Origin of the sequence: Silvibacterium acidisoli (genome assembly GCA_022870745.1) — a bacterium.
Classification (GTDB): Bacteria; Acidobacteriota; Terriglobia; order Terriglobales; family Acidobacteriaceae; genus Silvibacterium.
This window is the reverse complement of the sequence record CP085323.1, coordinates 4309781-4335928: the sequence shown is the minus strand read 5'-3', so window position 1 is coordinate 4335928 and position 26148 is coordinate 4309781. Positions and strand designations below refer to the sequence as shown.

At 58.5% G+C, this 26148-nt stretch carries 23 protein-coding genes and 3 riboswitches; of the genes, 21 read left to right on the top strand and 2 right to left on the bottom strand.

The genetic code is table 11. The annotated features are described in order from the left end of the window. Positions 1–18: 18 nt before the first annotated feature. From recR to LJD29_RS18035, 5 genes are all read left to right on the top strand, one after another. The gene (gene recR, locus LJD29_RS18055; RefSeq protein WP_446742962.1) at positions 19–597 is read left to right on the top strand and encodes a recombination mediator RecR; all 579 of its coding nucleotides are present in this window, start codon (positions 19–21) and stop codon (positions 595–597) included. Between the two features lie 180 nt (positions 598–777). Continuing rightward, complete coding sequence (locus tag LJD29_RS18050) at positions 778–2304, top strand: M16 family metallopeptidase (protein WP_446742961.1); 1527 nt, start codon at positions 778–780, stop codon at positions 2302–2304. Continuing rightward, complete coding sequence (locus LJD29_RS18045; RefSeq protein WP_446742960.1) at positions 2301–3824, top strand: M16 family metallopeptidase; 1524 nt, start codon at positions 2301–2303, stop codon at positions 3822–3824. The genes LJD29_RS18050 and LJD29_RS18045 overlap by 4 nt, the downstream gene beginning before the upstream one ends. Positions 3825–3848: 24 nt before the next feature. Beyond that, a complete protein-coding gene (gene glmU / locus LJD29_RS18040; RefSeq protein WP_446742959.1) occupies positions 3849–5237 on the top strand; it encodes a bifunctional UDP-N-acetylglucosamine diphosphorylase/glucosamine-1-phosphate N-acetyltransferase GlmU in 1389 nt (462 codons plus the stop codon). Between the two features lie 105 nt (positions 5238–5342). Next, positions 5343–6545, top strand: a complete 1203-nt coding sequence (locus LJD29_RS18035; protein WP_446742958.1) for a hypothetical protein — start codon at positions 5343–5345, stop codon at positions 6543–6545. Between the two features lie 39 nt (positions 6546–6584). On the opposite strand, the gene LJD29_RS18030 is transcribed toward LJD29_RS18035, so the two are convergent. Continuing rightward, a complete protein-coding gene (locus LJD29_RS18030) occupies positions 6585–9053 on the bottom strand; it encodes a TonB-dependent receptor (protein WP_446742957.1) in 2469 nt (822 codons plus the stop codon). A 117-nt stretch (positions 9054–9170) separates the two neighbouring features. Beyond that, positions 9171–9362: riboswitch (cobalamin riboswitch) on the top strand. A gap of 26 nt (positions 9363–9388) precedes the next feature. On the opposite strand from LJD29_RS18030, the gene LJD29_RS18025 reads away from it, so the two are divergent. The 16 genes from LJD29_RS18025 to LJD29_RS17950 all read left to right on the top strand — a co-directional run bounded on the left by LJD29_RS18025 (position 9389) and on the right by LJD29_RS17950 (position 25716). Further along, positions 9389–10318 (top strand): ABC transporter substrate-binding protein, encoded by a 930-nt coding sequence (locus LJD29_RS18025; RefSeq protein WP_446742956.1) that lies wholly within the window; start codon positions 9389–9391, stop codon positions 10316–10318. After that, positions 10315–11082 carry an ABC transporter ATP-binding protein gene (locus LJD29_RS18020; RefSeq protein WP_446742955.1) on the top strand — a complete coding sequence of 256 codons (768 nt, stop codon included), beginning with the start codon at positions 10315–10317 and terminating at the stop codon, positions 11080–11082. The genes LJD29_RS18025 and LJD29_RS18020 overlap by 4 nt, the downstream gene beginning before the upstream one ends. Beyond that, entirely contained in the window at positions 11079–12068 is a 990-nt protein-coding gene (locus LJD29_RS18015) for a FecCD family ABC transporter permease (protein WP_446742954.1), read from the top strand. The genes LJD29_RS18020 and LJD29_RS18015 overlap by 4 nt, the downstream gene beginning before the upstream one ends. 50 nt (positions 12069–12118) lie before the next feature. Further along, positions 12119–12292, top strand: a riboswitch (cobalamin riboswitch). A gap of 120 nt (positions 12293–12412) precedes the next feature. Next, complete coding sequence (cobU, locus tag LJD29_RS18010) at positions 12413–12967, top strand: bifunctional adenosylcobinamide kinase/adenosylcobinamide-phosphate guanylyltransferase (RefSeq protein WP_446742953.1); 555 nt, start codon at positions 12413–12415, stop codon at positions 12965–12967. Beyond that, positions 12964–14328, top strand: coding sequence for a cobyrinic acid a,c-diamide synthase CobB (locus tag LJD29_RS18005; protein ID WP_446742952.1), 1365 nt, complete (start codon positions 12964–12966; stop codon positions 14326–14328). Before cobU ends, LJD29_RS18005 begins: the two co-directional genes overlap by 4 nt. Continuing rightward, positions 14310–14518: riboswitch (cobalamin riboswitch) on the top strand. It overlaps the preceding gene by 19 nt. 6 nt (positions 14519–14524) lie before the next feature. Continuing rightward, entirely contained in the window at positions 14525–16990 is a 2466-nt protein-coding gene (locus tag LJD29_RS18000; protein WP_446742951.1) for a TonB-dependent receptor, read from the top strand. A 64-nt stretch (positions 16991–17054) separates the two neighbouring features. Next, entirely contained in the window at positions 17055–18131 is a 1077-nt protein-coding gene (gene cobT, locus LJD29_RS17995; RefSeq protein WP_446742950.1) for a nicotinate-nucleotide--dimethylbenzimidazole phosphoribosyltransferase, read from the top strand. Further along, positions 18128–18889, top strand: a complete 762-nt coding sequence (gene cobS, locus LJD29_RS17990) for an adenosylcobinamide-GDP ribazoletransferase (RefSeq protein WP_446742949.1) — start codon at positions 18128–18130, stop codon at positions 18887–18889. Before cobT ends, cobS begins: the two co-directional genes overlap by 4 nt. Further along, positions 18886–19446 carry a histidine phosphatase family protein gene (locus LJD29_RS17985; protein WP_446742948.1) on the top strand — a complete coding sequence of 187 codons (561 nt, stop codon included), beginning with the start codon at positions 18886–18888 and terminating at the stop codon, positions 19444–19446. The genes cobS and LJD29_RS17985 overlap by 4 nt, the downstream gene beginning before the upstream one ends. After that, complete coding sequence (locus LJD29_RS17980) at positions 19443–20264, top strand: hypothetical protein (protein ID WP_446742947.1); 822 nt, start codon at positions 19443–19445, stop codon at positions 20262–20264. The genes LJD29_RS17985 and LJD29_RS17980 overlap by 4 nt, the downstream gene beginning before the upstream one ends. A gap of 25 nt (positions 20265–20289) precedes the next feature. Continuing rightward, positions 20290–20865: a cob(I)yrinic acid a,c-diamide adenosyltransferase gene (locus LJD29_RS17975; RefSeq protein WP_446742946.1), complete on the top strand. Its 576-nt coding sequence runs from the start codon at positions 20290–20292 to the stop codon at positions 20863–20865. Continuing rightward, on the top strand, positions 20865–21539 hold the full coding sequence (gene bluB / locus LJD29_RS17970) for a 5,6-dimethylbenzimidazole synthase (protein WP_446742945.1): 675 nt from the start codon (positions 20865–20867) through the stop codon (positions 21537–21539). The genes LJD29_RS17975 and bluB overlap by 1 nt, the downstream gene beginning before the upstream one ends. Then, complete coding sequence (locus tag LJD29_RS17965) at positions 21536–23116, top strand: cobyric acid synthase (protein WP_446742944.1); 1581 nt, start codon at positions 21536–21538, stop codon at positions 23114–23116. Before bluB ends, LJD29_RS17965 begins: the two co-directional genes overlap by 4 nt. Beyond that, positions 23113–24072 (top strand): adenosylcobinamide-phosphate synthase CbiB, encoded by a 960-nt coding sequence (gene cbiB / locus LJD29_RS17960; protein ID WP_446742943.1) that lies wholly within the window; start codon positions 23113–23115, stop codon positions 24070–24072. The genes LJD29_RS17965 and cbiB overlap by 4 nt, the downstream gene beginning before the upstream one ends. Further along, a complete protein-coding gene (locus LJD29_RS17955) occupies positions 24069–25169 on the top strand; it encodes a pyridoxal phosphate-dependent aminotransferase (protein WP_446742942.1) in 1101 nt (366 codons plus the stop codon). The genes cbiB and LJD29_RS17955 overlap by 4 nt, the downstream gene beginning before the upstream one ends. An 82-nt stretch (positions 25170–25251) precedes the next feature. Continuing rightward, complete coding sequence (locus LJD29_RS17950) at positions 25252–25716, top strand: VOC family protein (protein ID WP_446742941.1); 465 nt, start codon at positions 25252–25254, stop codon at positions 25714–25716. 3 nt (positions 25717–25719) lie between these two features. Here LJD29_RS17950 and LJD29_RS17945 read toward each other — a convergent pair whose 3' ends face one another. Continuing rightward, positions 25720–26139, bottom strand: a complete 420-nt coding sequence (locus LJD29_RS17945; protein ID WP_446742940.1) for a DUF1810 domain-containing protein — start codon at positions 26137–26139, stop codon at positions 25720–25722. Between the last annotated feature and the right edge of the window lie 9 nt (positions 26140–26148).

The following is a 26148-nucleotide window of genomic DNA, read 5'->3' as shown; positions in this document are numbered from 1 at the left end:
TCACGATTTGCAGAACCGATGGCGCGGCTGATCGAGGAGCTGCGCAAGCTGCCGGGCATCGGCACGAAGAGCGCGCAAAGGCTGGCCTTTCACATCCTCCGGTCGAATCCTGAGGATGCCGAAGCCTTGGCCAGCGCGGTGCGCGAGGTGAAGGCGCGGCTGCAGCTCTGCTCCATCTGCAACAACATTACCGACGTCGATCCCTGCCTTTACTGCGCCAGTCCCACACGCAACCAGAGGCTGGTGTGCGTGGTCGAGGAGCCGACGAACATCGCGACCGTCGAAAAGACACGCGGCTACAACGGCGTCTACCACGTCCTGCACGGCACGCTTTCCCCGCTGCACGGAGTGGGGCCCGAGCATCTGCGAACGTCCACCCTTCTGGACCGCGTGACACGCGGCGATATCGACGAGGTGATCCTTGCGACCTCTCCCACTGTCGAAGGCGAGGCCACAGCGCATTACCTGGCCGACATGCTGCGCTCCGGCGGCGCGCGCATCAGCCGCATTGCCACCGGCGTGCCTGCGGGCAGCGATATCGAGTATGCCGATGAAGTCACGATGACGCGTGCGCTTGAGGGACGGCGGGAGATGTGATGGGGCAGGGTTTAGAAATTAGGGGTTAGGAATTAGGTCGGTAGCGTGGGGCTTCAGCCCCACGAACGTTAATCCCTAACCCCTGGTTCCTGATTCCTGTTCTGTTGACACTCCGAATCCCTGCGGTTAGCGTCAAACTGTGTGTTGTTGCAAAGCTATTTTGCTGATTGCAGAGGTTTCATGAAATTGTCTTCTGCCGCGCGTTCGCTCGCGCTGCTCTGCTGCGTGACGCTCGGCCTTTCGGCTCGGGCGCAGGACCTTGCGAGTTTCGAGAAGCGCGTTACGGTGAAGGTGCTGCCGAATGGCCTGACGCTCGTAATCATGGAGCGGCCTGAGGCTCCGGTCTTTTCCTACTACACAGTCGTGGACGCGGGCGATGCGAACGACCCGGGTGGCGAGTCCGGCATCGCGCACATGTTCGAGCACCTGGCCTTTAAAGGCACCAAGGATATCGGCACAACGAACTATGCCGCCGAGAAGGTCGCACTCGATAAGGTGGAGGTTGCATATGCCGCCTATGACGACGAGTTTCGCAAGCGCGTTGGACGCGACCCGCAGAAGCTGAAGCAGTTGCACGACGCCTTTCTCGCCGCTCAGAAAGAAGCGCAGCAGTACGTGATTCCGAACGAGTTTACCGAGATCGCGGAAGCCAATGGCGCTTCGGGACTGAACGCGCAGACCAGCCTCGACGATACGCAGTATTTCTGGAGCATGCCCTCGAACCGCCTGCAGCTCTGGGCATACATGGAAAGCGACCGCATTGCGAATCCTGTTCCCCGCGAGTTTTATAAGGAACGCGACGTGGTGATGGAAGAGCGCCGCATGCGCGTGGACTCGAGTCCCATCGGACGCATGGTTGAGCAGTTCCTGGCGGCAGCGTATGTCGCGCACCCCTACCACCGCCCCAATGTTGGATGGGCGAGCGAACTCGGCCAGATTACTGCAACCGAGGCCGAGGCCTTTCATAAGATCTATTACGTGCCGTCGAACATCGTCGTTGCGGTCGTCGGCGACGTGAAAACTGGCGACCAGCTGCCGATGCTCGAGAAATATTTCGGCGCGATTCCCGCCGGCCCTAAACCACCTGAAATCCCGACGATTGAGCCTCCGCAGACGGCTGAGCGCTCGGTGGTGATCAAGGAACCGACGCAGCCTCTGTACCTTGAGGGCTATCATCGCCCCGATTACCGCGACCCTGATGATGCGGTGTACGACGCCATTCAGGATATCTTCTCGAACGGGCGCACTTCGCGGCTCTATCGTTCGCTGGTTCGCGATCAGCAGATTTCCGCCGAAGCCGAGGGCTTCAGTGGTTTTCCCGGCGACAAGTATCCGGGGCTCTTCGCCTTCTTCGCGGTACCCAACCAGGGGCACACGCCTGAAGAGATGCGGACGGCCATCCATAAAGAGATCGACAAGCTCAAGACCGGCGGCATCACGGACGATGAGCTGGCCATGTTCAAAACCCGCGCGCGCGCCGAACTGCTGCGCGGTCTAGGCGACAATGTCGGACTGGCGCAGCAGCTGGCCATCTATCAGTTGCGATACGGCGACTGGCGGGAGCTCTTCAACCAGTTGCATAAGATCGATGCGGTTACGAAGGCGGACGTGCAGCGCGTGGCAAACAAGGTATTCGTGGACACCAATCGGACCTACGCAATGGTCGAATTCAGTGCACCGCAGCAGGCGAAGGGAGACAAGCAGTGATTACAACGCGTAAAGTCTCTCTCGCAGTGCTCTTTCTTGCCGGCTTCACTGCCGTGGCCCAGCAGCAGCCGACCACGACCGTAGTTCCTCCGGACACAAAGCAAGCGCAACAGGCTGAGCCGTGGCGGCAGATTCCGATTCCCGAGCTCCATGCCTTCACCCCACAGCAGCCGAAGCGGATTGAATTGAAGAACGGGGTGGTCATCCTGCTCGAGGAAGATCACGAGTTGCCGTTCATCAATGGCTCCATTGAGCTTCGTGGCGGTTCACGCGACATTCCCGCGGCAAAGGCCGGGCTGATCGATCTTTACGCGGACACGTGGCGCACCAGCGGCACCGCAACCAACAACGGCGACAAGCTCGATGACCTGCTCGAGTCGAAGGCTGCGAAGGTCGAGACGGCTGGCGATGTCGACTCCACGGCTGTCTCCTGGTCGTGCCTGACCAAGGATGAAGACCAGGTCTTCGGAATTGCGGTGGACGTACTGGAGCATCCGGCATTCAGCGAAGAGAAGCTGCAGCTCGCGAAGCAGCAAGCCGTTGCCGGTATCGTTCGCCGCAATGACGACGCTGCGGATATCGCAAGCCGCGAGGCCCAGAAGCTGGTCTACGGTGCTGACAGCCCTTACGCGCGGCAGACAGAAGTTGCCACGGTGATGGGCATTTCGCTTGCCGACCTCAAGGCATGGCACGACAAGACGCTTGTTCCGAACAACATGATCGTAACGGTTGAAGGCGACTTCAATTCCGCCGACATGGAAAAGAAATTGCGCGGGGCCTTCGAGGCCATGCCGCGCGGCACTGCCTGGCCGAAGCCATCGGGCGACTTCCCGGGACCTAAGTCAGGCGTCTACTCGGTCAACAAGAGCGATGTAAACCAGAGCAATGTGTGGATCGTTGGGCTCGGCACAGAGCGGCGCAATCCCGACTACTATGCTCTCGTGGTGATGAACGAGATCTTCTCCGGCGGCTTCGGTTCGCGCCTCTTCCAGGATGTGCGTACGAAGCAGGGACTCGCTTATTCGGTAAGCGGCGGTTACGGTGCGTCGTACGATCACCCCGGCCTTTTCTACACGGCTGCTTCGACCAAGAGCGAGTCGACGCTGCAGGCCACAAAAGCGATGCTGGATGAGATCGGCAAGCTCAAGACTGAGCCCTTTACCGACGCCGAATTGCGGGGCGCGAAGGACCAGCTGTTGAACTCCTTCATCTTCCGCTACGACAGCAAGTCGAAGGTGCTGACCCAGGCGGCGACGCTCGAGTTCTACGGCTATCCGGCTGACTTCCTGACCAAGTACCGTGCAGGCATCGAAGCGGTAACACTGGCTGACCTGCAACGGGTTGCGCAGAAATATATTGACCCTTCGAAGTTTGCCGTTCTGGTGGTGGGCAACGAAGCGCAGTACGGCGGCTCGTTGACCGAACTGAACCTCGGCCCGGCGCATCCTATCGATATATCGATACCGATGCCTCCGGGAATGCGCCAGCAGATGGAAGGCCCAGGCGCGCCCGGTAATTAGAACAATTCGACGAACGGATAAGGCATGCGTCTGGCAATTGTGATCATGGCCGCGGGCAAGGGCACGCGGTTGAAATCGAAGCGGGCAAAGGTTCTGCACGAGATCGGCGGAAAGCCGCTGCTGGCTCACGTGATCGAAAGCGCGAGCCAGATCGTGGCTCCGCGGGATATCTACGTAGTCGTCGGGCATCAGGCGGCGCAGGTGGAAACGGCGGTAAAGACTACCGGCGTTCACTTTGTGACGCAGGAGGAGCAGCGCGGAACGGGCCACGCGATCCAGACGGTGGAAGCCTCGGTACGAGACTACGATGAGCTGCTCGTGCTCTCGGGAGACGTACCATTGCTCAAGCCGGAGACGATTGCGGCATTGCGCGATTTCCATATCGAACAGCAGGCAGCGATGACGATTCTGACGGCGGAGCCCGAAGACCCATCGGGATACGGCCGAGTGATTCGCAGGAAGCCTGGCAAGCCGGAAGTAAAGGCCATCGTCGAGCAGAAGGCTCTGACTCACGAACAGGCCGAAAAAGAGCGCGAGATCAACTCCGGCATTTACGCTTTTAGGGCGGAGAAACTCTTTGCGCACATCAGCGCGCTCAAGACCGACAACGCGCACGGCGAATACTACCTGACCGACATGGCGGAGCTGCTGGTGGAAGCAGGCGAGCGGGTCGTAGCGTTGAAGGCTGCCCATGCGGTCGAAGTTCTGGGAGCCAACACCATCGCGGAGATGATGGAGCTGGACCGCGAAAAACGCATGGACACGGCGCGTGCGCTGATGTCCCAGGGCGTGACCGTGTTACGGCCTGAGACTACGGTGATCGACACCGGCGTGAAGGTCGGGGCAGACACGGTGATCGAACCTTTCGTGCAGCTGCTCGGAAACACAACGATAGGCGAGGACTGCCGGATCCGCTCCTACTCTGTCATCGAGAACACCACTGTCGCCAATCACGTGCTGATACGGCAGGGTTGCGTGATTACGGACTCAACCATCGACTCCGGCGCCCTGATCGGGCCTTTTTCGCACATCCGTCCCGAGAGCCAGATCGGCGAAGGCGCGCACGTCGGCAACTTTGTCGAGACGAAGAAGGTAAAGCTGGGTGCGGGCTCGAAGGCGAACCACCTCACCTACCTGGGCGACGCCGAAATCGGCAGCGGCACCAACATCGGAGCGGGCACCATCACCTGCAACTACGACGGCGTGAACAAGCACCGGACACTCATCGGTGACGGTGTGTTCGTAGGCAGCGATTCGACCCTGGTGGCTCCGATCGCGGTCGGCAACGGCGCCTACATCGCCGCCGGTTCTGCAATCACCGAGGATGTGCCTGAGGACGCTCTCGCCCTGGGTCGATCCCGGCAGGTGACAAAACCGGGTTGGGCGAAGAACCGCCGGGCGCGCAAGGGCTAACTGTCCTATAACGGAACAGCTGTGAACATTTAATGATTGGTACTTAAGTGTTATGCACTGTTGCCGGATTCGCATGCTAGATTTCGGCAGGAGTCGTTTAACTTGTTGTCCCAGGCCAGTGCCACGGAAGTTACTGAAAAAAAAGCACCTTTCTCCGAATCCAAGATAGCCGGCGGCCGAAACTATGCGGCCCTCGGCTACAGCGCTTTGCCTTTTATCGCCGGCATTGCCTATCTCGGCGCATCTTCGACAACCCGTACCTACGGCCCCTCGCACTGGTTTGCGAACTACCGGCACGGTTTCATGCGGCGTGCGCTTGTCGGGGAAGCCTTCTCGCGGGTAGCTTACCTTTCCGAACGCACGGTACATCGGCTCGAAGTCGCCCTGTTCGCGGTCATCTGCGTGTTGACGGCGCTGGCTTTCCGAAAGATTCTCTTCGGCAGCATCCCCGAGCGGCGCTTCGCTGCCTTTCTGCTGGCAGCACCTGCCTTTCTGCCGCACATGGCCTACATGGACGGCGAACTGGACAGCTTTCTCTACATCGCGCTGCTACTCGGGGCCCTGGCTCTCATGCGGTTGCCAGCACTGCCTGGTCTTGCAATGGCAACGGTTTTCAGCGTTGTCGGCTTGCTGACGCATGAGGGCTTCGCGCTGATGTTCTACCCCCTGATCCTGGTGCTGGCGCTGGATCTGATGCACAGCCGGCAGTTGAAGGCGGGCTGGGTCGCGACGCACCTGGCGGTAGTTATTCTCTGCTTTGCCGCCATCGTACATTTCGGAGCTTTGCCGGGAACACCCGGACAATGGATTGCCGAGGCGCAGCAGCGGACAGACATGCCGATCGAAGGCACTGTGTTCCTCGTGCTGCACTTCACGCTGAAGCAGCAGCTTGAGTTCGTCCGCCACCTGTATTCGGCGAAGGTAGTGGGGTCGATCCTGCTGACGCTGGTGATCTGTATTCCCTACTTCTTCATCCTGAAGCGGCTGCTCAACAAGACCTTTGCAGCTCGCGGGTATTCAGCAGGCCATCGCCTGCTGGTGATGCTTCTATTCGCCTGCCCGCTGGCGCTCACAGTGTTAGGGCACGATGTGATGCGCTGGGTTTCGGCGTTGTGCATCAACATCTCGTTGTTCCTCCTGCTGGTCTATCGCTCGATGCCGCAGAAGAACGATTCGCAGTCAGTGCTGACAGGCTGGACCGCCGCCCCGGCTTATGCCGCGACGCTGCTGTACCTGCTTGCGTTGGGTCCTTTTGGTATTGCGGGAAACCGCTTTGTTTCCAACATCGGCAGCCTTTTCGGCCACTAGAATCGGTGCGAAGCCCCCTGCTGCGAGGGGGCTTCGTCATTACTGCGTCTTGCTCAGGTGTCCCCAGGTAAAGCGCAACCCGAGGCGCGCATTCGCCGGTAGCGAGCTGTAGCCGATAGGAGCAATGTGCTGGTTACTGAGTACATTGTCGAACTGGCCATAAACGCCCAGCCACGTGGTAAGCGGCAGTGTTGCCGTGACGTCGAGCTTTGCATAGGCGTGGTCCAGATCACGGTTCGGCAGAAGCAGCGAGTTTCCGAAGTTAAGGTCGGCTCCGCCGAGGTACGTGGAATCGTCGCTCCGGCTGGCGGCTGAAAGCATGCCAACCACCGTAAAACGGCCTGGCGTGTAGGCAATCGATGCCGAGCCCGTATTTGGAGGCCTGCGAAACGGCCGCGCTCCTACCAGCGGAGAAACATTGCCGATGGCGATGCCGGGATATGCCGGGTTATAGCTGGGACCGACAGCATCGGATGAAAACGACCGCTGCACCTGCGACTGCAAAAAGGTATAGCCGAGCCGCAGAGCGATATTCTTGGTGATCCCGTAGTCGAGCTGTGTCTCAACTCCCCATGCCTTGAAGGCAAGAGAATTCAATGTGAGTTCATAAGCACTCTCGCCATTGAGAAATGCCTGGAGGTTCTGCTGTTGCTCAACGGAGAGATTCGGCAGGAGTTCAGGTATGAGTGATGCCGGAACGTACTCAACCTGGTTGCTGAACTCATTATGGAAGTAGGTGGCACGCAGCGTCACGCGCTCCGTGAAGAAGCTTTGCTCGACACCGCCGTCATAGCTGCGTGACTCTTCTGCTCCGATGGGACGCACGTTGTATTGGTTGATAGCCGCACCGCCGCCGTACTGCAGCAGGAACTGGTAGAGCGAACCGAACTGGTCATCGATGGTCGGCTCTTTTACTCCCTTCGCAAAATTGAAGGTAAGGCGTGTGCCGTGTGCGATGCCGCGGCCTGGACGGATGATGTAGTAGGATCCGCCTACGCGAGGAGAGGTCTTTGTGCCATAGAGCTGATTCTTCTCGATGCCTCCGCCCACGGAGTAGAAGAGGCGCTGCCGCCAGTCTCCGTTGATCGCCCCCATGTAGTCATAGTTCGTGCGTTCGAGGGTTTCGTTCAGGTCGTAGGCGTACTCCTTCTCTGCGCCGCGCTCATCTTCGTAGCGGAAACCGAGCACCAGTTGCACATGCGGAGTGAAGCGATAGTCGGTCTGCGCGTAGAGGTTGTCACGGTTAGAAACGAGATCGAGCGTGGAAGGATAAGTGCCGCCGTAGTTCATGAGGGCCTGCCCGGTGGCTTCGTATCCGTTGGCCCCGCGGATGGTATTGATATATCCGAAGTAGTTGCCGTCGATCAGATTGCCGGTTGGGCTCCACTGTATCGACTCTTCCCTTTTGCGCGCCATGCCATACCGCACCTGCGCGTGCCAGAATTCGCTGAAGGTATGGTCAATCGTCCCGGCCATCAGGAAGTCCTGATCCGACTGCTTGCCATCGTTGGCGATTCCGGTGAACTGATACGCGCCGGGGAGGCCGGTCGCATTGTCCGCATTGTGAGCAGTCACGCGGATACCGGTAGCACTGGTGAGGGCATACCCGATATTCGCGACCGAAGTGATGTTGTGATATTCGTCCAACGGAATTGAGTTCTTCGTTTGAAGATCGGCGAAGGCTCCATAGTAGTCGAGTTTGCCGCGGGTGCCTCCGAGCTGGGCCGCATTGCGGTAGGTGCCGAAGTTGCCGAGGTCGCCCTCGTAGATGAAGGTCGGGAATGGCGTACTGCCACGCGGGGTAGAAAAGTTGATCACTCCGGCAGCTGCGTCCGAACCCCACAACACGCTGTTGGGACCACGGTAGGCTTCGATCTGCGAAATGCCGGTGCTCGAGATGCTGGATGCATCGAAGCGTCCGCCGATATCTTCGATCGGAACGCCGTCAAGAAGGACCCTGTTCGAATCGGAGTTGCCGCCACGAATAAAGATCGAGGTTAATGCGCCCCGCTGCCCCTGCTGCACGACGTTCATTCCAGGCACAAGCCGCAGAGCGCTGACAACATCGCCGGCGTTGCTGAAGGTATTCCATGGAATCACGGAAACCGATGCGCTCGCCTCCGCATCCGGACGCGGCGTGCCGGTGTCGGTAACTACGATCGACTGGCGAACGAAATCCGGCTCGAGCACGATGTTCTTCGCGATCGAATCCAGCGCCGCGCCGTAAAACGACTCGGTCGAAAGCTGACGAAAGGTGTTACCGCCGGCGACGACGTAAAACTGCCCGGTCGCTCCACTGGTGAGCTGAAAAGTGCCGTCGTAGCGGGAGATGGCATTGATTAGAATCTTCCCGTTCTGCACCAGGGCCACGGTCGCGCCGGAAATAGGCCGGCCTACCGAGTCGGTCACGGTTCCATGGACGGTAACCGCGCGCAGATGCGCCGCCGGAAGAAGCAGGGTGGGCAGTAACAGAATCAGCCGCGCAATGCGGCCAGGCACGAAATGCATAGTTCGCCGAATATCCTTTGAACCATTGTAGAAGCCGCGGCGGCCAGCGCCTGTTTGAATGACGTAACGGCCGCCGCTCCCGCTCGATGTACGCAGCGGCGTGCACGGCCCGTGTGGTATAACCGAACTGTCTTTGGTGCCCGTTGGGCATAAAAGGGAAGACCGGTGCGATGCCGGCGCGGTTCCGCCACTGTAAGCGAGGAATAGCCGTTTTAAGATGCCACTCGGCCTGAACCGGGGAAGGCAAAACGGTCCGCAGCGATGCTGCAACCTCCGAGCCAGGAGACCTACCCAAGACAGGTAGCGAAGACTTCTGCGCGAACAGGAAGTATGCAATGAAACCGAAATTCTCCGGTCCTGCGTGGCGCCGGATTCGCCATTTCACCCCTCGTAAATCTTCGATCAGAATCGCGGCTGCACTACTGATGGCTCTGTGGTGCGTGCTCTGCGCCTCGGCAACTGAGCCGCAACGAATCATCTCGACAGCGCCCAGCATTACGGAAACCCTCTTTGCCCTGGGACTTGGACCGCATGTCGTCGGCGTGTCCCGGTACTGCGAGTATCCGCCCGAGGTTAAGAAGCTTCCGCGTGTAGGCGCATACATGGACCCTGATCCGGAGATCATTGCGCGGCTGCATCCCGACATGGTGCTTGTCCACAAACTTCCCAACCAACTGGAAGACCGCCTCGCTGCCCTGCATATTCGCTACGCGGTGGTGTATCACGGCGGCCCTGAAAACCCATTTGATGAGATTCGCGAAGTAGGAAAAGCTACCGGCACCGAAGACCGCGCCAATGCACTGATCTCGAAAATGCAGCAGCGGCTGTCACAAATTCACGAGCAGGCCACCCGGTACAAATCCCCTTCGATCCTGATCGTGATCGGACGCACGCCGGGCACTCTCTCGAACCTGATCGTGGTAGGGCGGGATGAATATCTCGACTCGCTCGTAACCGCAGCTGGAGGCCGCAACGTCATCGCCGGCACCACTGCGGCGGCCTATCCGCATATCAGCATCGAGACGGTTCTTCGTGAAAATCCCGACGTGATACTCGACCTTGGCGACATGGGCCAGAGCGAAGAAGACGGCACAAAGGTATCGGCAGCGAACCTCGCATTGTGGCGTACCGTTCCCGGCCTGCGTGCAGCACAGCAGGGACATGTCTTCAGCTCCTCGTCGAAGGCCTTCGTCACTCCGGGGCCGCGTGCAACCGATGCCGCGGCAATGCTTTTTGCAATGCTGTATGGGCGGCCGCCGCAATGAGCAACCTGCTTGAAGTAAAGAACGTTTCCCTGCGTCATGCTCATAAGCCAGTCCTCGATGACGTGAGCTTCATTGCAAACGCCGGAGAATTCATCGCTCTCCTCGGCTGTAATGGCGCGGGCAAGACTACGCTGATGGATATCGTCGCCGGCCTGCGTAAACCCGACTCCGGAGAAGTGCTACTGGATGGCCGCGAGCTCGATGAATGGCCACGCAACGCACTCTCTCAGCGGGTGGCTCACATGCCGCAGGCGGTGCGGCCAGATCTCGGCTATTCGGCGGAACAGGTTGTTCTGATGGGCCGCTATCCGCATCGGGAGTCGTGGTTCGATTCACCCGAGGACCACGCTCTCGCGCACGCTGCAATGGAGCGCACGCAAAGCTGGGAGTTTCGTAACCGTCGCGTGCACACACTCAGCGGCGGCGAACGGCAGCGGGTGCTGCTGGCCGCTTGCCTGGTACAGCACGCGGACCTCTTCCTGTTCGACGAACCGTCGATCTATCTCGACATCGACCAGCAGTTGCGCTGCTTTGCCCTGTTGCGCGACGAGGCCGCAAGCGGCAAGGCGTGCATCGCGGTCACGCATGACATCAATCTCGCATTAAGTTACTGCTCGCGCCTGTTGGTACTCTCCGGCCAGCGGCTGGTTTTCGATCTTTCCGTGGATGAAGCACGCGGGTCGCAGGAATGGCTGCAGGTCTTCTCACGCCAGTTGGAGTTGGGAACCACGCCGCATGGGCGGCCATGGGTGTGGTATCAATGACGCCTATCTCTGGCCGCGCCGTCCGACGGCTCGTTTCGACATGCATCCTGATCTTTCTCTCCGCGGCAGTTCTTTTGCCATGGGTCGGACCGGGAGTGATCAGCCCGCGATCGGTGCTGCATCGGGACAACTCCGACGCATACATCTTCTGGCAGCTGCGGGTCACGCGTACTCTCCTCGCTCTGTTCGCGGGCGGGGCGCTCTCGCTGGGTGGAACGCTTTTTCAGGCATTGTTGCGCGATGCGCTCGCGACTCCTTACACGCTCGGCGTTTCTACCGGAGCAAGCCTCGGCGCTGTCATCACGATCTGCCTCGGCGTCGCGACGATTGGCGGAATTCCAGCAGTATGGGTCGGCGCTCTCGCCGGCTCGCTAGCGGTGTTGGTACTGGTGATGACGGCCGCCGCGCCTCAGCGGCGCATCACGGCATTTGGACTGCTGCTGACCGGCGTCGCCATCAACAGCATGTGCTCGTCGGTCATCCTGTTGTTGCACAGCATGGCTGGGGTTTCGCGCTCCTTCTCCATTTCCCGCTGGCTGATTGGCAGTATCGATGCGACGAGCTACCGGTCGCTCTGTATTTTCCTTATCACTGTTTGCATCGCTTCCCTGCTGGTGATCGTCCAGGCCAAGGACTGGAATCTCTTGTCCGTCGATGAGCATTGGGCTGCGACACGCGGCGTGCGCGTGCAACCACTGATGCTGATCGGATACATCCTCGGTTCGGTGCTCACCGCTGCAACCATTGCGCTGACCGGGCCGATTGCGTTTGTCGAGCTGATTGTGCCGCACATGCTGCGTGCTCGCTTCAGCTCGGATCATCGCGTGCTGATGCCCTGCTCTTTCTTATTGGGGGGAACGCTGGTGGCGGTCTGCGACGCAATTGGCAGGGTGATCGTTGCACCGAACGAGATTCCGGCGGGTGTCACGCTCGCTCTGATCGGCGGCCCATACATGGTCTGGCTGGTGCGTGAGCGCGTGTCCTGAAGAGTGACAAAGACGTGACAAAGCGCGATTGACGCTGCTGCACGTAGCGGGATATCGTAGAAAAATCTGGTGTTCGGGAAGACGGTGCAAATCCGTCACTACCCCGTAACTGTAAGCGCTGAGAATCGGAAACATAGCAGCGGCCACTGGGATGTTCTCCTGGGAAGGCCTTTCCGATTCGACGAAGCGTAAGTCAGGAGACCGGCCAGATGCCAATCAGGGCTTGATCCGGCTTCGATGGGAGAGCTGGAGAGCATTCAGTGCCGCAATTGCTCCGGCAGGAACGCGCCTCAATTCAGAAATCCCGCTTTGCGCCGAGCCTGAGCCATGCGCGGAGTGATGTTTTGACTACAAATCGCGAGAATACGGTGACGCTTGTGCTGGGCGGTGTACGCAGCGGCAAGAGCCGCTATGCGCAAGAGCTTGCAGAACGGGCCAAGCGCGTCGTCTTTATCGCAACGGCAACGGCGTTCGATGACGAGATGCAGGCGAAGATTCAGAAGCATCGCGACGACCGGCCTTCCCACTGGCACACAATAGAAGAACCGCTGGAGATTGCGAACGCCATCGCAGCGCACGATACCTCCTGCGATTGCATCGTGGTCGATTGCCTCACCATCTTCGCAGCCACGCTACTGGAACATCATGCCGAGGACCACGAGGCCATCGCAGCGCGTTCGGCACAGCTCTGCGATGCGCTGCTGGCTGCACGTTGCGATGTTGTACTCGTCTCGAATGAAGTGGGCAGTGGTGTAGTGCCCAGCTATGCGCTTGGACGCCGCTATCGCGACCTGCTGGGTGAGCTAAATCAAAGAGTAGCCGCAGTCGCTGATAATGCTCTCTACTTTGTCGCCGGTCTACCGCTCGTGTTGAAAGGCAGAAACGAGATGGCGCCATGATGGGCTTTCTCGTAGCTGGTTCTGCAAGCGGCGTGGGCAAGACCACGGTTACGCTTGCAATCCTCGCGGCTTTGCGTAAGCGGGGTCTGGTTGTTCAGGCAATGAAAGGCGGCCCAGATTTTCTTGATACCACGCACCACACGCGCGTAAGCGGGCGCCCCGCCCGCAATCTCGACACCTGGATGATGAGCGCCGAAGCAAATCGCGCATGTGCGCGCCGTGCCAGCGCAGGAGCAGATGCCCTCGTTGTCGAAGGCATGATGGGGCTGTTCGATGGAAAGGACGGCGCATCGGAAACAGGCAGCAGTGCGGAGATCGCAAAGCTGCTTGGCCTGCCGGTGATCCTGATACTCGATGGGTCAAAGAGCGCACGCAGCCTCGCAGCGACCCTGCTGGGCTTTGAGCTCTTCGACCCCCATCTTCAACTGGCCGGCGTTGTACTGAATAGGCTTGCAAACGACCGCCACTTCGCTTTGCTGCGCGATGCCATCACGTCCAGATGCCGTACTCCGATCCTGGGATGGATGCCGCGAGCAGCGGAGATTAGCATCCCTGAGAGGCACCTCGGACTGCATACTGCAGACGAATCTTTCCCGGACGCAGTAGCGCTCGCATCGATGGCAGAGCGGCACCTCGAAATCGACGCAATTCTCGATTTGAAGTGGGAGTGCGAACAGGCTCCTGCAGCGCAGCCATCGATGCTCGCGACGAAATCGCGAGTGCGAATAGGAGTGGCGCGGGACCGCGCTTTCAGCTTTTACTACGAGGACAACCTCGATCTGCTGCGCGAGCACGGCGGCGACATCGTCGAATTCAGCCCACTCAACGACTCAACACTGCCTGGGAATCTCGACGCCCTTTATCTTGGCGGGGGTTATCCAGAGCTATACGCTGCACAACTCGGCGCGAACCTATCAATGCTGGCTTCGATACGCGGCTTTGCCCAGGCTGGTCGTCCGGTTTATGCGGAGTGCGGCGGCATGATCTATCTCGGCACATCCTTCACGACAGGCGACGGTGAAAACCACCCCATGGCCAACGTTCTTCCCTTGCACTTTGAGATGACAGACCGCCTGGTCAGCTTTGGATACGTCACCGTTACAGTCACAAAGGATTGTCACATCGCACCCGCAGGGACATCGCTGCGCGGACACAGCTTTCACTACTCTCGTATCTCGAAACGAGACAACCTTGATAATGCATTCGGCCTGGAGTATTCGCTCTCGGGCGGACGCGAAAACGAGGGATTTCTCTTCCAGGGAGTACTCGCCAGCTACGTTCATCTGCATTTCGGTAGCCACCCGGAAGTCGCAGAGCGATTCGTGAACAGCATACGAGAGGCTTCACTGATCCTGGGTTGAGCAATCAACCTTCAACATTTACTTCAACAAGCAGAAGCATGGGAAGGCGGTGCAAATCCGCCACTACCCCGTAACTGTAAGCACCGAGCACGCGGCAGGGATGACCAAAGCCACTGGGCAAGAACCTGGGAAGGCAGCCGCAATGCGATGAAGTGCAAGTCAGGAGACCGGCTCTGCTGCACGACCCGAGGGGGATATGTTGTTTCTTCGTACGATCACGCGCGCATCCAAACACGCCGCCGTTCTTTTCTTTCTACTTGCTGCCAGCGTTCTTCATGCCGCAGACAGCGCCGCCATCCGCGGCACTGTAACCGATCCTCTTGGAGCAGTTGTCGCCGGAGCCAGGATCGAACTGCTTGGCGGCCACGTCATCATCGCAACGGCCCAGACAGACAGCAACGGGCACTACAGCTTTAATGCACCCGCAGGAGAGCGATACACTGTTCGCGTTACCGCACCGACCTTTGAGTCGACGGTGAGCAACTCGTTCTTTGCAACATCTGGCTCCGGAGCAACCGTCGACGTAGTGATGGCTACAAAAACACTCACGCAGGAAGTGACTGTAACCGCGACAGGACGCCCGACACCGACGGCGCAGGTTGGCGCCAGCGTTACCGTGCTCACGCAACCGGACTACAAGTATCAGCCCGAGGTACAGGATCCTCTGCGCCTGGTGCCCGGTGTACAAGTGACGCAGACGGGCCAGATGGGCGGCACCAGCGGTCTTTCGATTCGAGGCGGAAACACCAACGCCAACAAGGTGCTGATCGATGGTGTACCGGCCAACGATATCGGCGGAGCCGTCGAGTTCGCCAATATCGATTCTGTTGGCATCGACCGCATTGAAGTGCTGCGCGAACCGAACAGCGCACTCTATGGATCCGACGCACTCGCCGGCGTGATCAATCTGACAACAGCGCGTGGCACCACACCGCTTCCACTTTTCACCTATGCAGCCGATGGTGGAAACTTCACGACATACCGGCAGGAAGGAAGCATCGGCGGGACGTATAGGAACTTCGACTACTACTCTGCCTATGGCCGCATGAATACGCAGAACAGTATTCCCGATGCAGGCTTTCACAACGGCACTTATGCGGGAAACTTCGGATGGGATCCGAACGCGAGAAATGATTTCCGTTTCACAACGCGGCACCTGAACGAAGCGTCGTCTCAACCCAACGCTTATCTGCTTTACGGTATTCCCGACTCTGCCGGTGTGCAGGAGAACGACACTTACTACAGCGCATCGTGGGACAATCACGCGACCGATCGCTGGCATAACCAGATTCGCTACGGCGGCCTGCGCCTGCACTATCTCTACAATGACTACGCCGCAACCGGTATCTACGATCCTGACCTCGATGTCTACCTGGGTGCACCGGTCACCATCACTGGCGCCAATGGATATACCGTCAGCGGCCAGGCTATCTTCCAGTACGGAGCAAGCTACGGCTCGAGCTATCCAAACTTTTACGTTGCCCCCAGCAAGCGCGACTTCGTGTACGCACAGACCGACTACCAGGTCAATCCGCACCTGGTAGCACTGGGAGCATTTAAGTACGAAGACGAGCGCGGGACTACACAGGATTCGGGGCTCCCGGCAACTTCCATCGAACGCGGAAACTATAGCTACACGATTCAGCTCGCGGGAGACTTCTGGAACCGCCTCTATTACACACTCGGCAGCGGTCTCGAGGATAACGGTCTCTTTGGCTTCGCAGCCACGCCGCGCGCCTCGCTTGCGTACTATCTCGCACGTCCGTCTGGCAATCACCTGCTCAGCGGCACCAAGCTGCACTTCAGCTTCGGCAAAGGCATCAAGGAACCGAGTATCTACTACCAGAGCATCTCGCTCTACGACATGCTAGCGGCAGAACCAGGCGGCCAGCAGTTGATCGCGCAGTATGGCGTACAGCCCATCGGGCCCGAGACATCCCGCACATATGACGGCGGCGTTGAACAGCAGTTGTGGAATGGCCGCGCACGTATCAATCTGAGCTACTTTCATAACGAGTTCACGAATGGCGTAGAGTTCGTCCCGCAAGCTGCACTGATCGCCATGGGCATTCCAGGTGGCTCTGATCCGGCTGCACAGTTTGGTGCGGCTGTAAACTCTCAGGCCTTCCGCACGCTCGGCTTCGAGACGGAAATTGAGTACAGGCTCAATAGTCACCTGTTTGCGCGCGGCGGATACACCTACACGGACTCCGTCGTACAACGTTCCTTCTCAAGCGAGACTGCGCCGACCGAGAATCCAGACTTCCCTGGCATTGCCATCGGCGCATTTTCGCCACTGATCGGTGCGAGACAGTTTCGCGTGGCACCGCATACCGGATACTTCGCCCTCAACTATGCGCAGAGCAAATGGAATGCATCGCTCAGCGGCACGCTTGTCGGCAGGCGCGACGACAGCGACTTCCTTACGGACGCAGAATTCGGCAACACCTTGTTGCTTCCAAACCGCAATCTTGACGGAGCATATCAGCGCCTCGACCTGAACGGAGATTACGCACTCACGCACCACATCACCATGTATGCGAACCTGCAGAATCTGCTCAGTGAGCATTACAGCGAGTCCTTTGGCTATCCAGCGCTTCCGCTCACACTGCGTGCCGGCATGAGATTTACATTCGGTGGCGAGTCGTGGAGCAGAAAATAAACACTCACAATGGCGTCTCTCGAACGTATTTCGATAGGCGCCATGCTTTTCAGGAGATCAGTCGATGTTGAAAAGTTCGCAACTCATCGCAGAGGTTGCAGAAGCCATCGCCCCCGTGGATCCAAGCCTCATCTCGATCGCACAGCTCCACATCGACAATCTCACCAAACCGGTTGGCAGTCTCGGTCAACTCGAGCAGATCGCGGCCAGGATCTTTGCGATACGCAAAGGCCGCATGGACCCCGCTTTTCATAAGTCGGTGTACGTCTTTGCAGCCGATCATGGCGTGGCAGGCGCGGGAGTAAGCGCTTATCCCAGCGAAGTGACCGCGCAAATGGTCCGTAACTTTCTTGCGGGGGGCGCTGCGATCAATGTACTCGCCCGCCTGCACGGCGCTGATGTGCATGTGGTGGATGCGGGCGTCAACGCTGACCTGAGCGACTGCAGTGGGCTACTGCATCGCAAGGTACGCCACGGGTCTCGTAACATGCTGCGGGAAGCTGCGATGAGCGATGCAGAATGCGAGCAGGCGCTCCAGGCTGGAGTGGGGCTCGCCGAAGCAGCGTCCCTGGGAGGCAATGCGCTACTGGCGGTGGGAGAAATGGGCATCGGAAATACAACGGCGGCGAGCGCAATTACCGCTGTCCTCACTCACCGGACCGCTGCCGAAGTCACAGGCCGTGGCACCGGCGTGGACGACAACATCTTCACGAGAAAACAGTCTGTCGTGCAACAGGTGGTCGACAACTTTGAAGTGGAGAATGGCAACAAGAACGCTCTTGCGTTGTTGCAATCTGCGGGCGGACTTGAGATTGCAGCGATTGCAGGAATGATCCTAGGAGCTGCACGGCATGGCACGCCAGTCATTATCGACGGTTTTATCTCGACCGCCGCTGCCGCCATCGTGTTCTCACTTGTGCCTTCGATAAGAGACTATCTCTTCGCCGGGCACCAGTCTCAGGAACCGGGCCATCGTTTTCTATTGGAATATCTGGGCCTTAAGCCACTTCTGCAACTCGACATGCGTTTAGGTGAAGGCACGGGCGCCGTTTTGGCAATGCCGGTGATTGAATCGGCCGTTGCGCTTTATTGCGAGATGGCGACCTTTGCTTCGGCCGGCGTCAGCGGAGCGGGGGCGTGACTTTCCCCCAGCGTATTCTGGAATGGTGGACAGAGCTGATCGCAGCATTTCAGTTCCTCACTCGCGTCCCGCTACCAGCAATTGCGTACACCCCGAATACGCTGGCAGGAGCCCTCAAGTTCTTCCCTTTTGTGGGCCTGACCATCGGGTGCTGCGCAGCCGTTCTGTATCCATGGCTGTTACATCATCTTGGAAATGCAATGGCGGCGTTGCTGGTCCTTCTTTTTCTGGTCGCCATTACAGGATGCCTTCACGAGGACGGCCTGGCCGACACGGCTGATGGACTACTTGGAGGAAGCACCCTTGAGAAGCGGCTCGCAATCATGCGCGATAGCCGAATCGGAACCTATGGCGCCGCGGCGCTATTCTTCTCAATTGGAGCACGGTGGATACTGCTCGCATCGCTACCGCCTGAACGCTTCACCGCTTATGCGGTCTGCGCCTCGGCACTGAGCCGCTGGACAGTTCTTCCGCTCAGCGCTGTTTTGCGCCCAGCGCAGGCAGAGGGGCAAGGCGCGCGGGTAGCCGGGAAAACCTCCGCCGGAACCCTGTTTACCGGATCCCTCATCGCTTCTGTCGCCGTACTCTATCTGCTCCGCCAATATGCCCTCGAACCGGTGGTCGCAGTCATCGTCACAACTGTCATTAGCGGCCTGGTTTATGCGAAGAAGATTGGAGGCATCACCGGCGATTGCTATGGCGCAACGATTCAACTCTCAGAAATTGCAGTTTACCTTTGCGGCGTGTGGCACAGATGAAGCGGCTTATCCTTATTCGTCATGCTGAAACCGACATGGCAGGAACGTTCTGCGGTCACTCGGATCCGCCGGTGAATGCGCGTGGTTTGCAGCAGATTTCCACGCTACAACAATCGCTGGCTAATGAGCAGATTGAAGCCATCATAAGTAGCGACCTGCTGCGTGCGCGACAGACCGCTACTGCCCTTGCAGAATATTGCCGGTCTTCTTTGACTTATGAGAGAGACCTCCGTGAGATCCACTTCGGCCACTGGGAGGGCCTGACCTGGGGCCAACTGGAGAAGCAATTTCCCGCACAGTCACGGCAATGGCTGCAGCGCTTCCCTGTTGAAGCCGCACCGGGAGGTGAGGGCTACGATCTTTTCCGGTCGCGGGTCTGCTCTGCCCTCGATCACATCCATGCGCATGTTGAAGACACAGTGGCCGTTGTTACGCATGCAGGAGTATTACGCATCGCTTTGCAGCATCTCATCGGTACGTCCTTCGAAGAGGCACAGGCACGACAGATAGGCTACGCCACCTTCTTTACTTATACTGCGGCAGAGGGGGCAGCTTGAATCGGCCGGACGTCAACATCCGTGAACTGGCAGCATGGGGCTTCGACGATGTAGCGCGCGATGCCCCGAACCTCGATGAACATAGCCGGCGGGCCCGGCAGTGCGTAGCGCGGCGAGCGGCCTTTGTTGAAGACAGCGCGATCCTCTCTGAACTGACACACAGCCTGCGTCCTCGCGCGCTTCCCTTGCTGCAACGCCACGACCTTCTCCATGAATACCGGGGTCTGCAATGGGACATCGGCGTCGTTGACCTGCGGAAGCTTCTCGCCTTTCAACGGAGAATCATCATCGAATATGGAGGGACGACGGCAGAGCCGATCAAGCAGGACGATTGGGATGGACTTCTCCAACTGGCTTTCGACAGAACGCGAAACATTGAAGTCGATGTACGGCAGACAAAGACCGCAGAGGATGTGCAGCAGATCGTGCTGCGTTCCTGGAACCCCGACCTGCGGCTTTGCGTTGATGCAGGAGCCGCGAATCCATTACGCCTGCACGGAGGCAGTCCGTTTTTTGAAGTGGCTCATTATCGCGGGCGCTGGTTTCTGCGCGATGGTTATCATCGCGCATATAACCTTATCCGATCGGGCGTTTATGCCATGCTCGCGGTGGTCATAGAGGCGCGCAGCATAGCGGAAGTAGGCGTGGGGAAGCCCTGGTTTTTCGATGAGCATACGCTTTTTTCTGAACGCCCACCGATGGTCACAGATTTTCACAACGATGAGGTTGCCTTGTCATACTCACGAAGAAGAATGATGAAGCACATCACCGTGCGGATTGAAGAAGACTTTCATCCAGCGAGTGCAGAAAGTTTATAACCAACAATGAAAGGAAAGAGCCACGATGAGCATTGCGACGAAGCGCGGAGATAAGGGAGAGACTGGATTGGCGGGCGGCATCCGCGTCTCCAAATCAAGTACCAGGGTAGAAGCTTATGGCACCGTCGACGAACTGAATACCGTGCTCGGATTTGCGCGCAGTATCTGCACCAATGAAGAGATTGCGGAATGGACGCAACACATCCAGAAGACGCTTTTTCGTCTCGGCTCAGCACTCGCCACACCTCCTGAGAGCCGAAAAGGCGCACCAACCTTCACACAGGAGGACGTGGACTATCTCACCGATCACGTGCACAAGATCGAAGCCATCGAGGGCATCCTCGCGGACTGGTCGCTGCCCGGAGCACACACCGAGTCTGCCGCTTATGAGATTGCGCGCACCGTTTGCCGGCGTGCGGAACGTTGTGCGGTGCGTTTGAAGGAAAGCGGCGAGGAGGTACGCGACGAAGTTCTGGCCTATCTCAACCGTCTCTCGGACCTTCTCTGGCTCTTCGGTCGGCTAATCGAGCACAATGCCGGCATCAACGCGCGTCTTCGCGACGACAGCAAAGCAGGACCCAAGTGGTCCAGGGCCTGGTAATGAATAAAGGGTTTTCCGAAGCGGAACGCAAGGCAGTTTATCGAGCTATTCGCGAGCGCCGCGATGTGCGGCGCGGATTTCTGCCTGACCCTTTGCCCGATGATCTACTACAGCGCCTTCTAGCCTGCGCACATCAGGCGCCATCTGTAGGCCTGATGCAACCGTGGCGTTTCATTGTCGTTCGTGACCGGCAGATTCACCGGTCTGTCCATGAGATCTTCCGGGAGGCTAACGCCGAAGCTGTCGGGGATTTCGACGATGCCCGGCAGGCCCTCTACACAGGACTCAAGCTGGAGGGTCTCCTGGAAGCTCCTCAACATATCTGTGTTGTGTGCGACGAGAACGCCCGGCAGGGTCATGGGCTTGGCCGTAAAACCATGCCGGAGACAGCACTGTACTCTGCAGTCTGCGCGATACAGAATCTCTGGCTTGCAGCTCGTGCCGAAGGCGTGGGAGTCGGATGGGTCAGCATTCTTCACCCCGAGAAGCTCAGGGCTGCTCTCAACATTCCCTCCGGATTTGTAACCGTGGCTTATCTCTGTATCGGATATGTGAACGATTTTCTTCCCTCACCCGAGCTTGAAAACGCAGGCTGGGAGACACGCACTCCACTTGCAGAGCTCGTCTCGTTCGACCGCTTCGACGATCGCTGGCGTACGAGGTCAAAGGCTTGAGCCATAGCGCGCGTGCAGTCATGGTGCTGGGAACCGGCTCACACGTAGGCAAATCCCTTATCACCGCGGCATTGTGCCGCATCTTTGCGCGGCAGGGATACCGGGTAGCCCCCTTCAAAGCACAGAATATGTCGTTGAACTCTGCCGCCACGCCTGAAGGATTCGAGATTGGCCGTGCACAGGCCCTGCAGGCGGAGGCTGCGGGTGTACCCGCATCAGTCCACATGAATCCGGTGCTGATCAAACCTTCTGGAGACATGACCTCACAGGTTATCGTGCATGGCAAGATATGGGCCCAGCTCAGCGCATCGGACTACCATCGCAGGCGCGTCGAGGAATTAACGCCCCACATTCGTGAGAGCTATGAGGCACTTGCCGCGCAGAATGACGTCATCGTGCTTGAAGGCGCAGGCTCTCCCGCCGAAATAAACCTCAAAGATCGCGACGTTGTGAATATGCGCATGGCAAAACTGGCCGGCGCAGCCTGCATACTTGCTGGCGACGTTGATCGCGGCGGGGTTTTCGCTTCCCTTCTCGGCACGATGGAATTACTGGACCCATCAGAGCGCGAGCAAATCGCAGGATTTGTGATCAATAAGTTTCGCGGCGACCTTTCCCTGCTGACGCCTGGCATCGAGATGATGGAAGCACGTATCGGCAAACGTTGCCTCGGAGTTCTTCCCTGGATGCACGATCTCTCTCTCGACGAAGAGGATAGTGTCGGTCTTGCGAAGGTTCAGCATCGCGCGGTATGGCAGAGCGGCAACGGCTCGCCCGACCGGCCGCTTCGTGTCGCAATTGTCGCGCTTCCCACCTTCTCGAACTTCACCGATTTCGATTCCCTGCGTTCGGAACCTTCTATCGAAGTTCATTTTTGTCGAAGCGTGGAAGCATGCCGCGAAGCCGACCTGTTGATTCTGCCCGGCTCGAAACAAACCATGGACGACTTTGCCTGGATGCAAAAGCAGGGACTGGACGCATTTGTGAAGGACTACGCGAAAACCGGCCTGGTGATCGGCATCTGTGGAGGCATGCAGATACTGGGAGAATCCATTCACGATCCTGATGCTGTGGAACGCAACGGCAGCATGCAGACTCTCGGGCTGCTTCCGATTGCAACCACCATGCAGATTGTAAAGACCACAACTCCGACAAATGGAACAGTGATCGCGTCGAATCTGTTTGGCGCTCCAACTGATTCACAATCCATATCCGGATATGAGATCCACGTGGGCCGCACAGACTATCTCAATACGGCTATCCCTTTTGCCGAGATCGTCCGCGCAGGAGACGACAGACCGCATCTTGATGGCTGCGTAAGCAAGAACAGCAGGGTTTTCGGCACTTACCTACACGGAATCTTCGATGCCGATACATTTCGCCACAACCTCCTGCGTGCGGCGCGCAAGGCAACTGGCCTTAATGATCCAGTGGCGGTTACAAACTGGCGATCGCTTCGTAGCGCGGCGATGGATCGGCTCGCAGATACGGTAGAAAATCATCTCGACATGAACAGCATCTTCAATCTGGCTGGGCTCACTTACGAAGCACGACCGGCCGCGGGATCTCCTCGATGAATCGCTCGCGCCTGATTCTACTGGCCGCAATGCTCGATGGTGTCCTAGGCGATCCCGAGTGGATTCCTCATCCGGTACGCGGCATTGGATGGTGTATCGATCGCGCTGAAGATTTGCTGTACGACGCTGACCGCGGCAGACGCTATCAGCTGCTCGCCGGCTCGGCTTTGACGATTGGTGTTGCCGCGGGCGCGGCTTTCGCTGCATCCTTTTTCCTCCGCACGATGCAGAGCCTCAACCGGCAGACAGGCGTTGCCGCTGAGGCCATGCTGGCCTCAACATGCATCGCTTCACGCAATCTCTACGATGAGGGCTCCGCTGTACTCTCTGCTCTTGGCAAAGGCGACCTGGAGCACGCGCGGATTCGGCTCTCGCGCATCGTCGGACGCGATACCGGCGCTCTTGATGCGTCTGAGATCAGCAGGGCGCTGATTGAGACCCTTGCGGAGAGCGCTTGTGATGGAGTGGTAGCTCCTCTCTTCTATCTCGCGCTGGGCGGAGTGCCGCTGGCGATTTGCTACAAGGCAATCAACACGATGGACTCGATGATCGGTCATGCCGACGAACGCTATTTCTGGTTTGGCAAAGCAGCTGCCCGGCTTGACGACCTGGCGAATCTATTGCCGTCGCGCATCACAGCGGCACTCATCACCATCTTGTCATGCACGTTTGAGAAGCAGGCGCCCGGACGCGCATTGCAGATCTGGTCGCGTGACGGCGGGAAACATAAAAGCCCTAATGCCGGTCAGCCCGAGAGCGCGATGGCCGGGGCGCTACAGGTGCGGCTCGGCGGCAGTAATTCGTATGGTGGAGCGATCGTCGAATCGCCTCGTATGGGCGCAGAGTTTGCCGCTCCCTCGCCAGCCGACGCCCGCAAAGCTTTGCGCCTTGCCGCTGCTTTGTCGATCGCAGCGGCAGTTTTTTCTGTCCTGATTGCGAAGCGGAGAGCCCGATGACGCAGCCCCTCCCAATGCACGGCGGCCAGCTGCGCGCAATCGCATCGCGCTATGGGCTGAAAGAGAAACAGCTCCTGGATTTCAGCGCGAATATTCAGCCGGATGGGCCACCTGTTTCAGTAATGACGGCCCTGGCGTCTGCACTCGGAGACAGGAGTGTCATCACCTCCTATCCTGATCTTGAGCATCACGAACTGAAGGCGTCTATTGGCGGCGCCATTCATGTACCGGGCACAAGTCTAGCCATCGCAAATGGATTCGTTCCGCTTCTCGAAGCTTTTCTTGAAGAGATGAAGGTGCGGCGCTGTTTGCTTCCCGTTCCGGCGTTTCTTGAGTATCGGCGCGTGCTGACGCAACACAGCGTCGATGTCGTTGCATCGCTGCTCCGCGAAGATTGTCGATTTTCTTATGACCTGGATGGGTTGCTCGACGAGGCCGTCAGAGCCGGAGCAGACACGATACTGCTCGCGAATCCCCAGAACCCTTCCGGAGTACTTGCACCCGCTTCCAGATTGAGTGAATTCGTACAACGGGCAACACAGAAAAATATTCGCATCCTGCTCGATGAAGCCTTCATCGATTACGCTCCCTCCGAATCGCTTGCAGCGGCAGCTCCAACCACCCCCAACCTGGTTGTCTTTCGCTCCGTCACGAAGTTCTATGCCATGCCCGGTCTGCGCGTAGCTTACGCAGTCGGCCACCCGACGCTGGTCGCAGCTGCCGCGAATCGCATCGCGCCCTGGGCAGTCTCTACCTTGGCTGCGATAGCCGTCTCTGCGGCCCTTAAGGACGGGGACTACGCGCAACAGGCTCTCAACCAGAACCTTGCAGCCCGGCAGCAACTGGCCACTGGATTGGCAGAGCTCGGACACACGGTTTTTCCCTCTTCGGCCAACTTCCTGCTGATTCGACTCGCTGCCGGGATATGTGCGAAAAGCTTCTGGGAGCGTATGATTCGCGAGCAGCATATTGTGCTGCGCGCCTGCGCGAATTATGAGGGGCTGGATGCGCGTCACTACCGTATCGCGGTGCGATCCGCAGAAGAAAATCTGCGACTTCTGCAGGCTATGAGCGCGTTCCGGGCTGGCACTCGTTAAAAAAAGCCGAAAACTTCACAGCGGGGCTTGAGCCTTTTCGGGTGCAGGAGAGACACTGTTGCAGTTAATTCCGGAGGAGCTCATGAGCAAGGTGAAACCGATTCCCGACGGCTACAAGAGTCTGCAACCGTACCTCTACATGAAAAACAGCGCAGAAGCGATTACGTTTTATGAGCATGTGTTTCATGCGAAAGAACGGTTTCGCCTGCCCAACAAAAACGGGGGCATCGGCCATGCAGAGATCGAGATCGGCGACAGCTGCGTCATGTTGGCCGACGAAAGCTCCGCAATGGATGCCTTCAGCCCCGCGCACTACGGCGGCGCACCGATGAGCCTGATGCTATACGTGGCCGATTGCGACGCGGTTTACAAACGTGCTCTCGAAGCCGGCGCGGAGAGTCTGCGCGAGCCCACCGACCAGTTTTATGGAGATCGCATGGCTGGAATCAAGGACCCGTTCGGCTTCAGCTGGTTCCTCGGCACACATATCAGGGACGTATCCCCGGCAGAAATGCAGGAAGCCGTCGCGAAGATGGCCCAGGAATAGCGCCTAGAGTTTCTGCAATGTGAACCGGTCCGGCTCGCCGCCGAAATACTTCTCCAATGCCTGCTGGAATAACGGCTCGCCGGGCGCGGCAGTGGCAAAAAGGGTCATCGAGGAGCGAAACTTCAGGTCATCCGGCGAGCTGAAGATCTGGCTGGCGCTGCGGCCCTCGACTGCATTGACCAGAGCGGTGCATTCCCGCAATCGCTGGCCCAGTATGGAATGTTCGAGATAATCGCGCGCTTCCGCAATGGAGCTGATGGCGAATAGAAGCGCCGTGGGGCTGTGGCCCAGCCCCCGAAACTGGGGAAAAATGAACCACATCCAGTGAGTTGACTTACGGCCGGCTTTCAACTCCCGGCGCACCTGTTCGTAAACAGGCTCCTGTGCCTCGACAAAGCGCCGCAGATCAAAAACGTCGCTCATGACTTATTG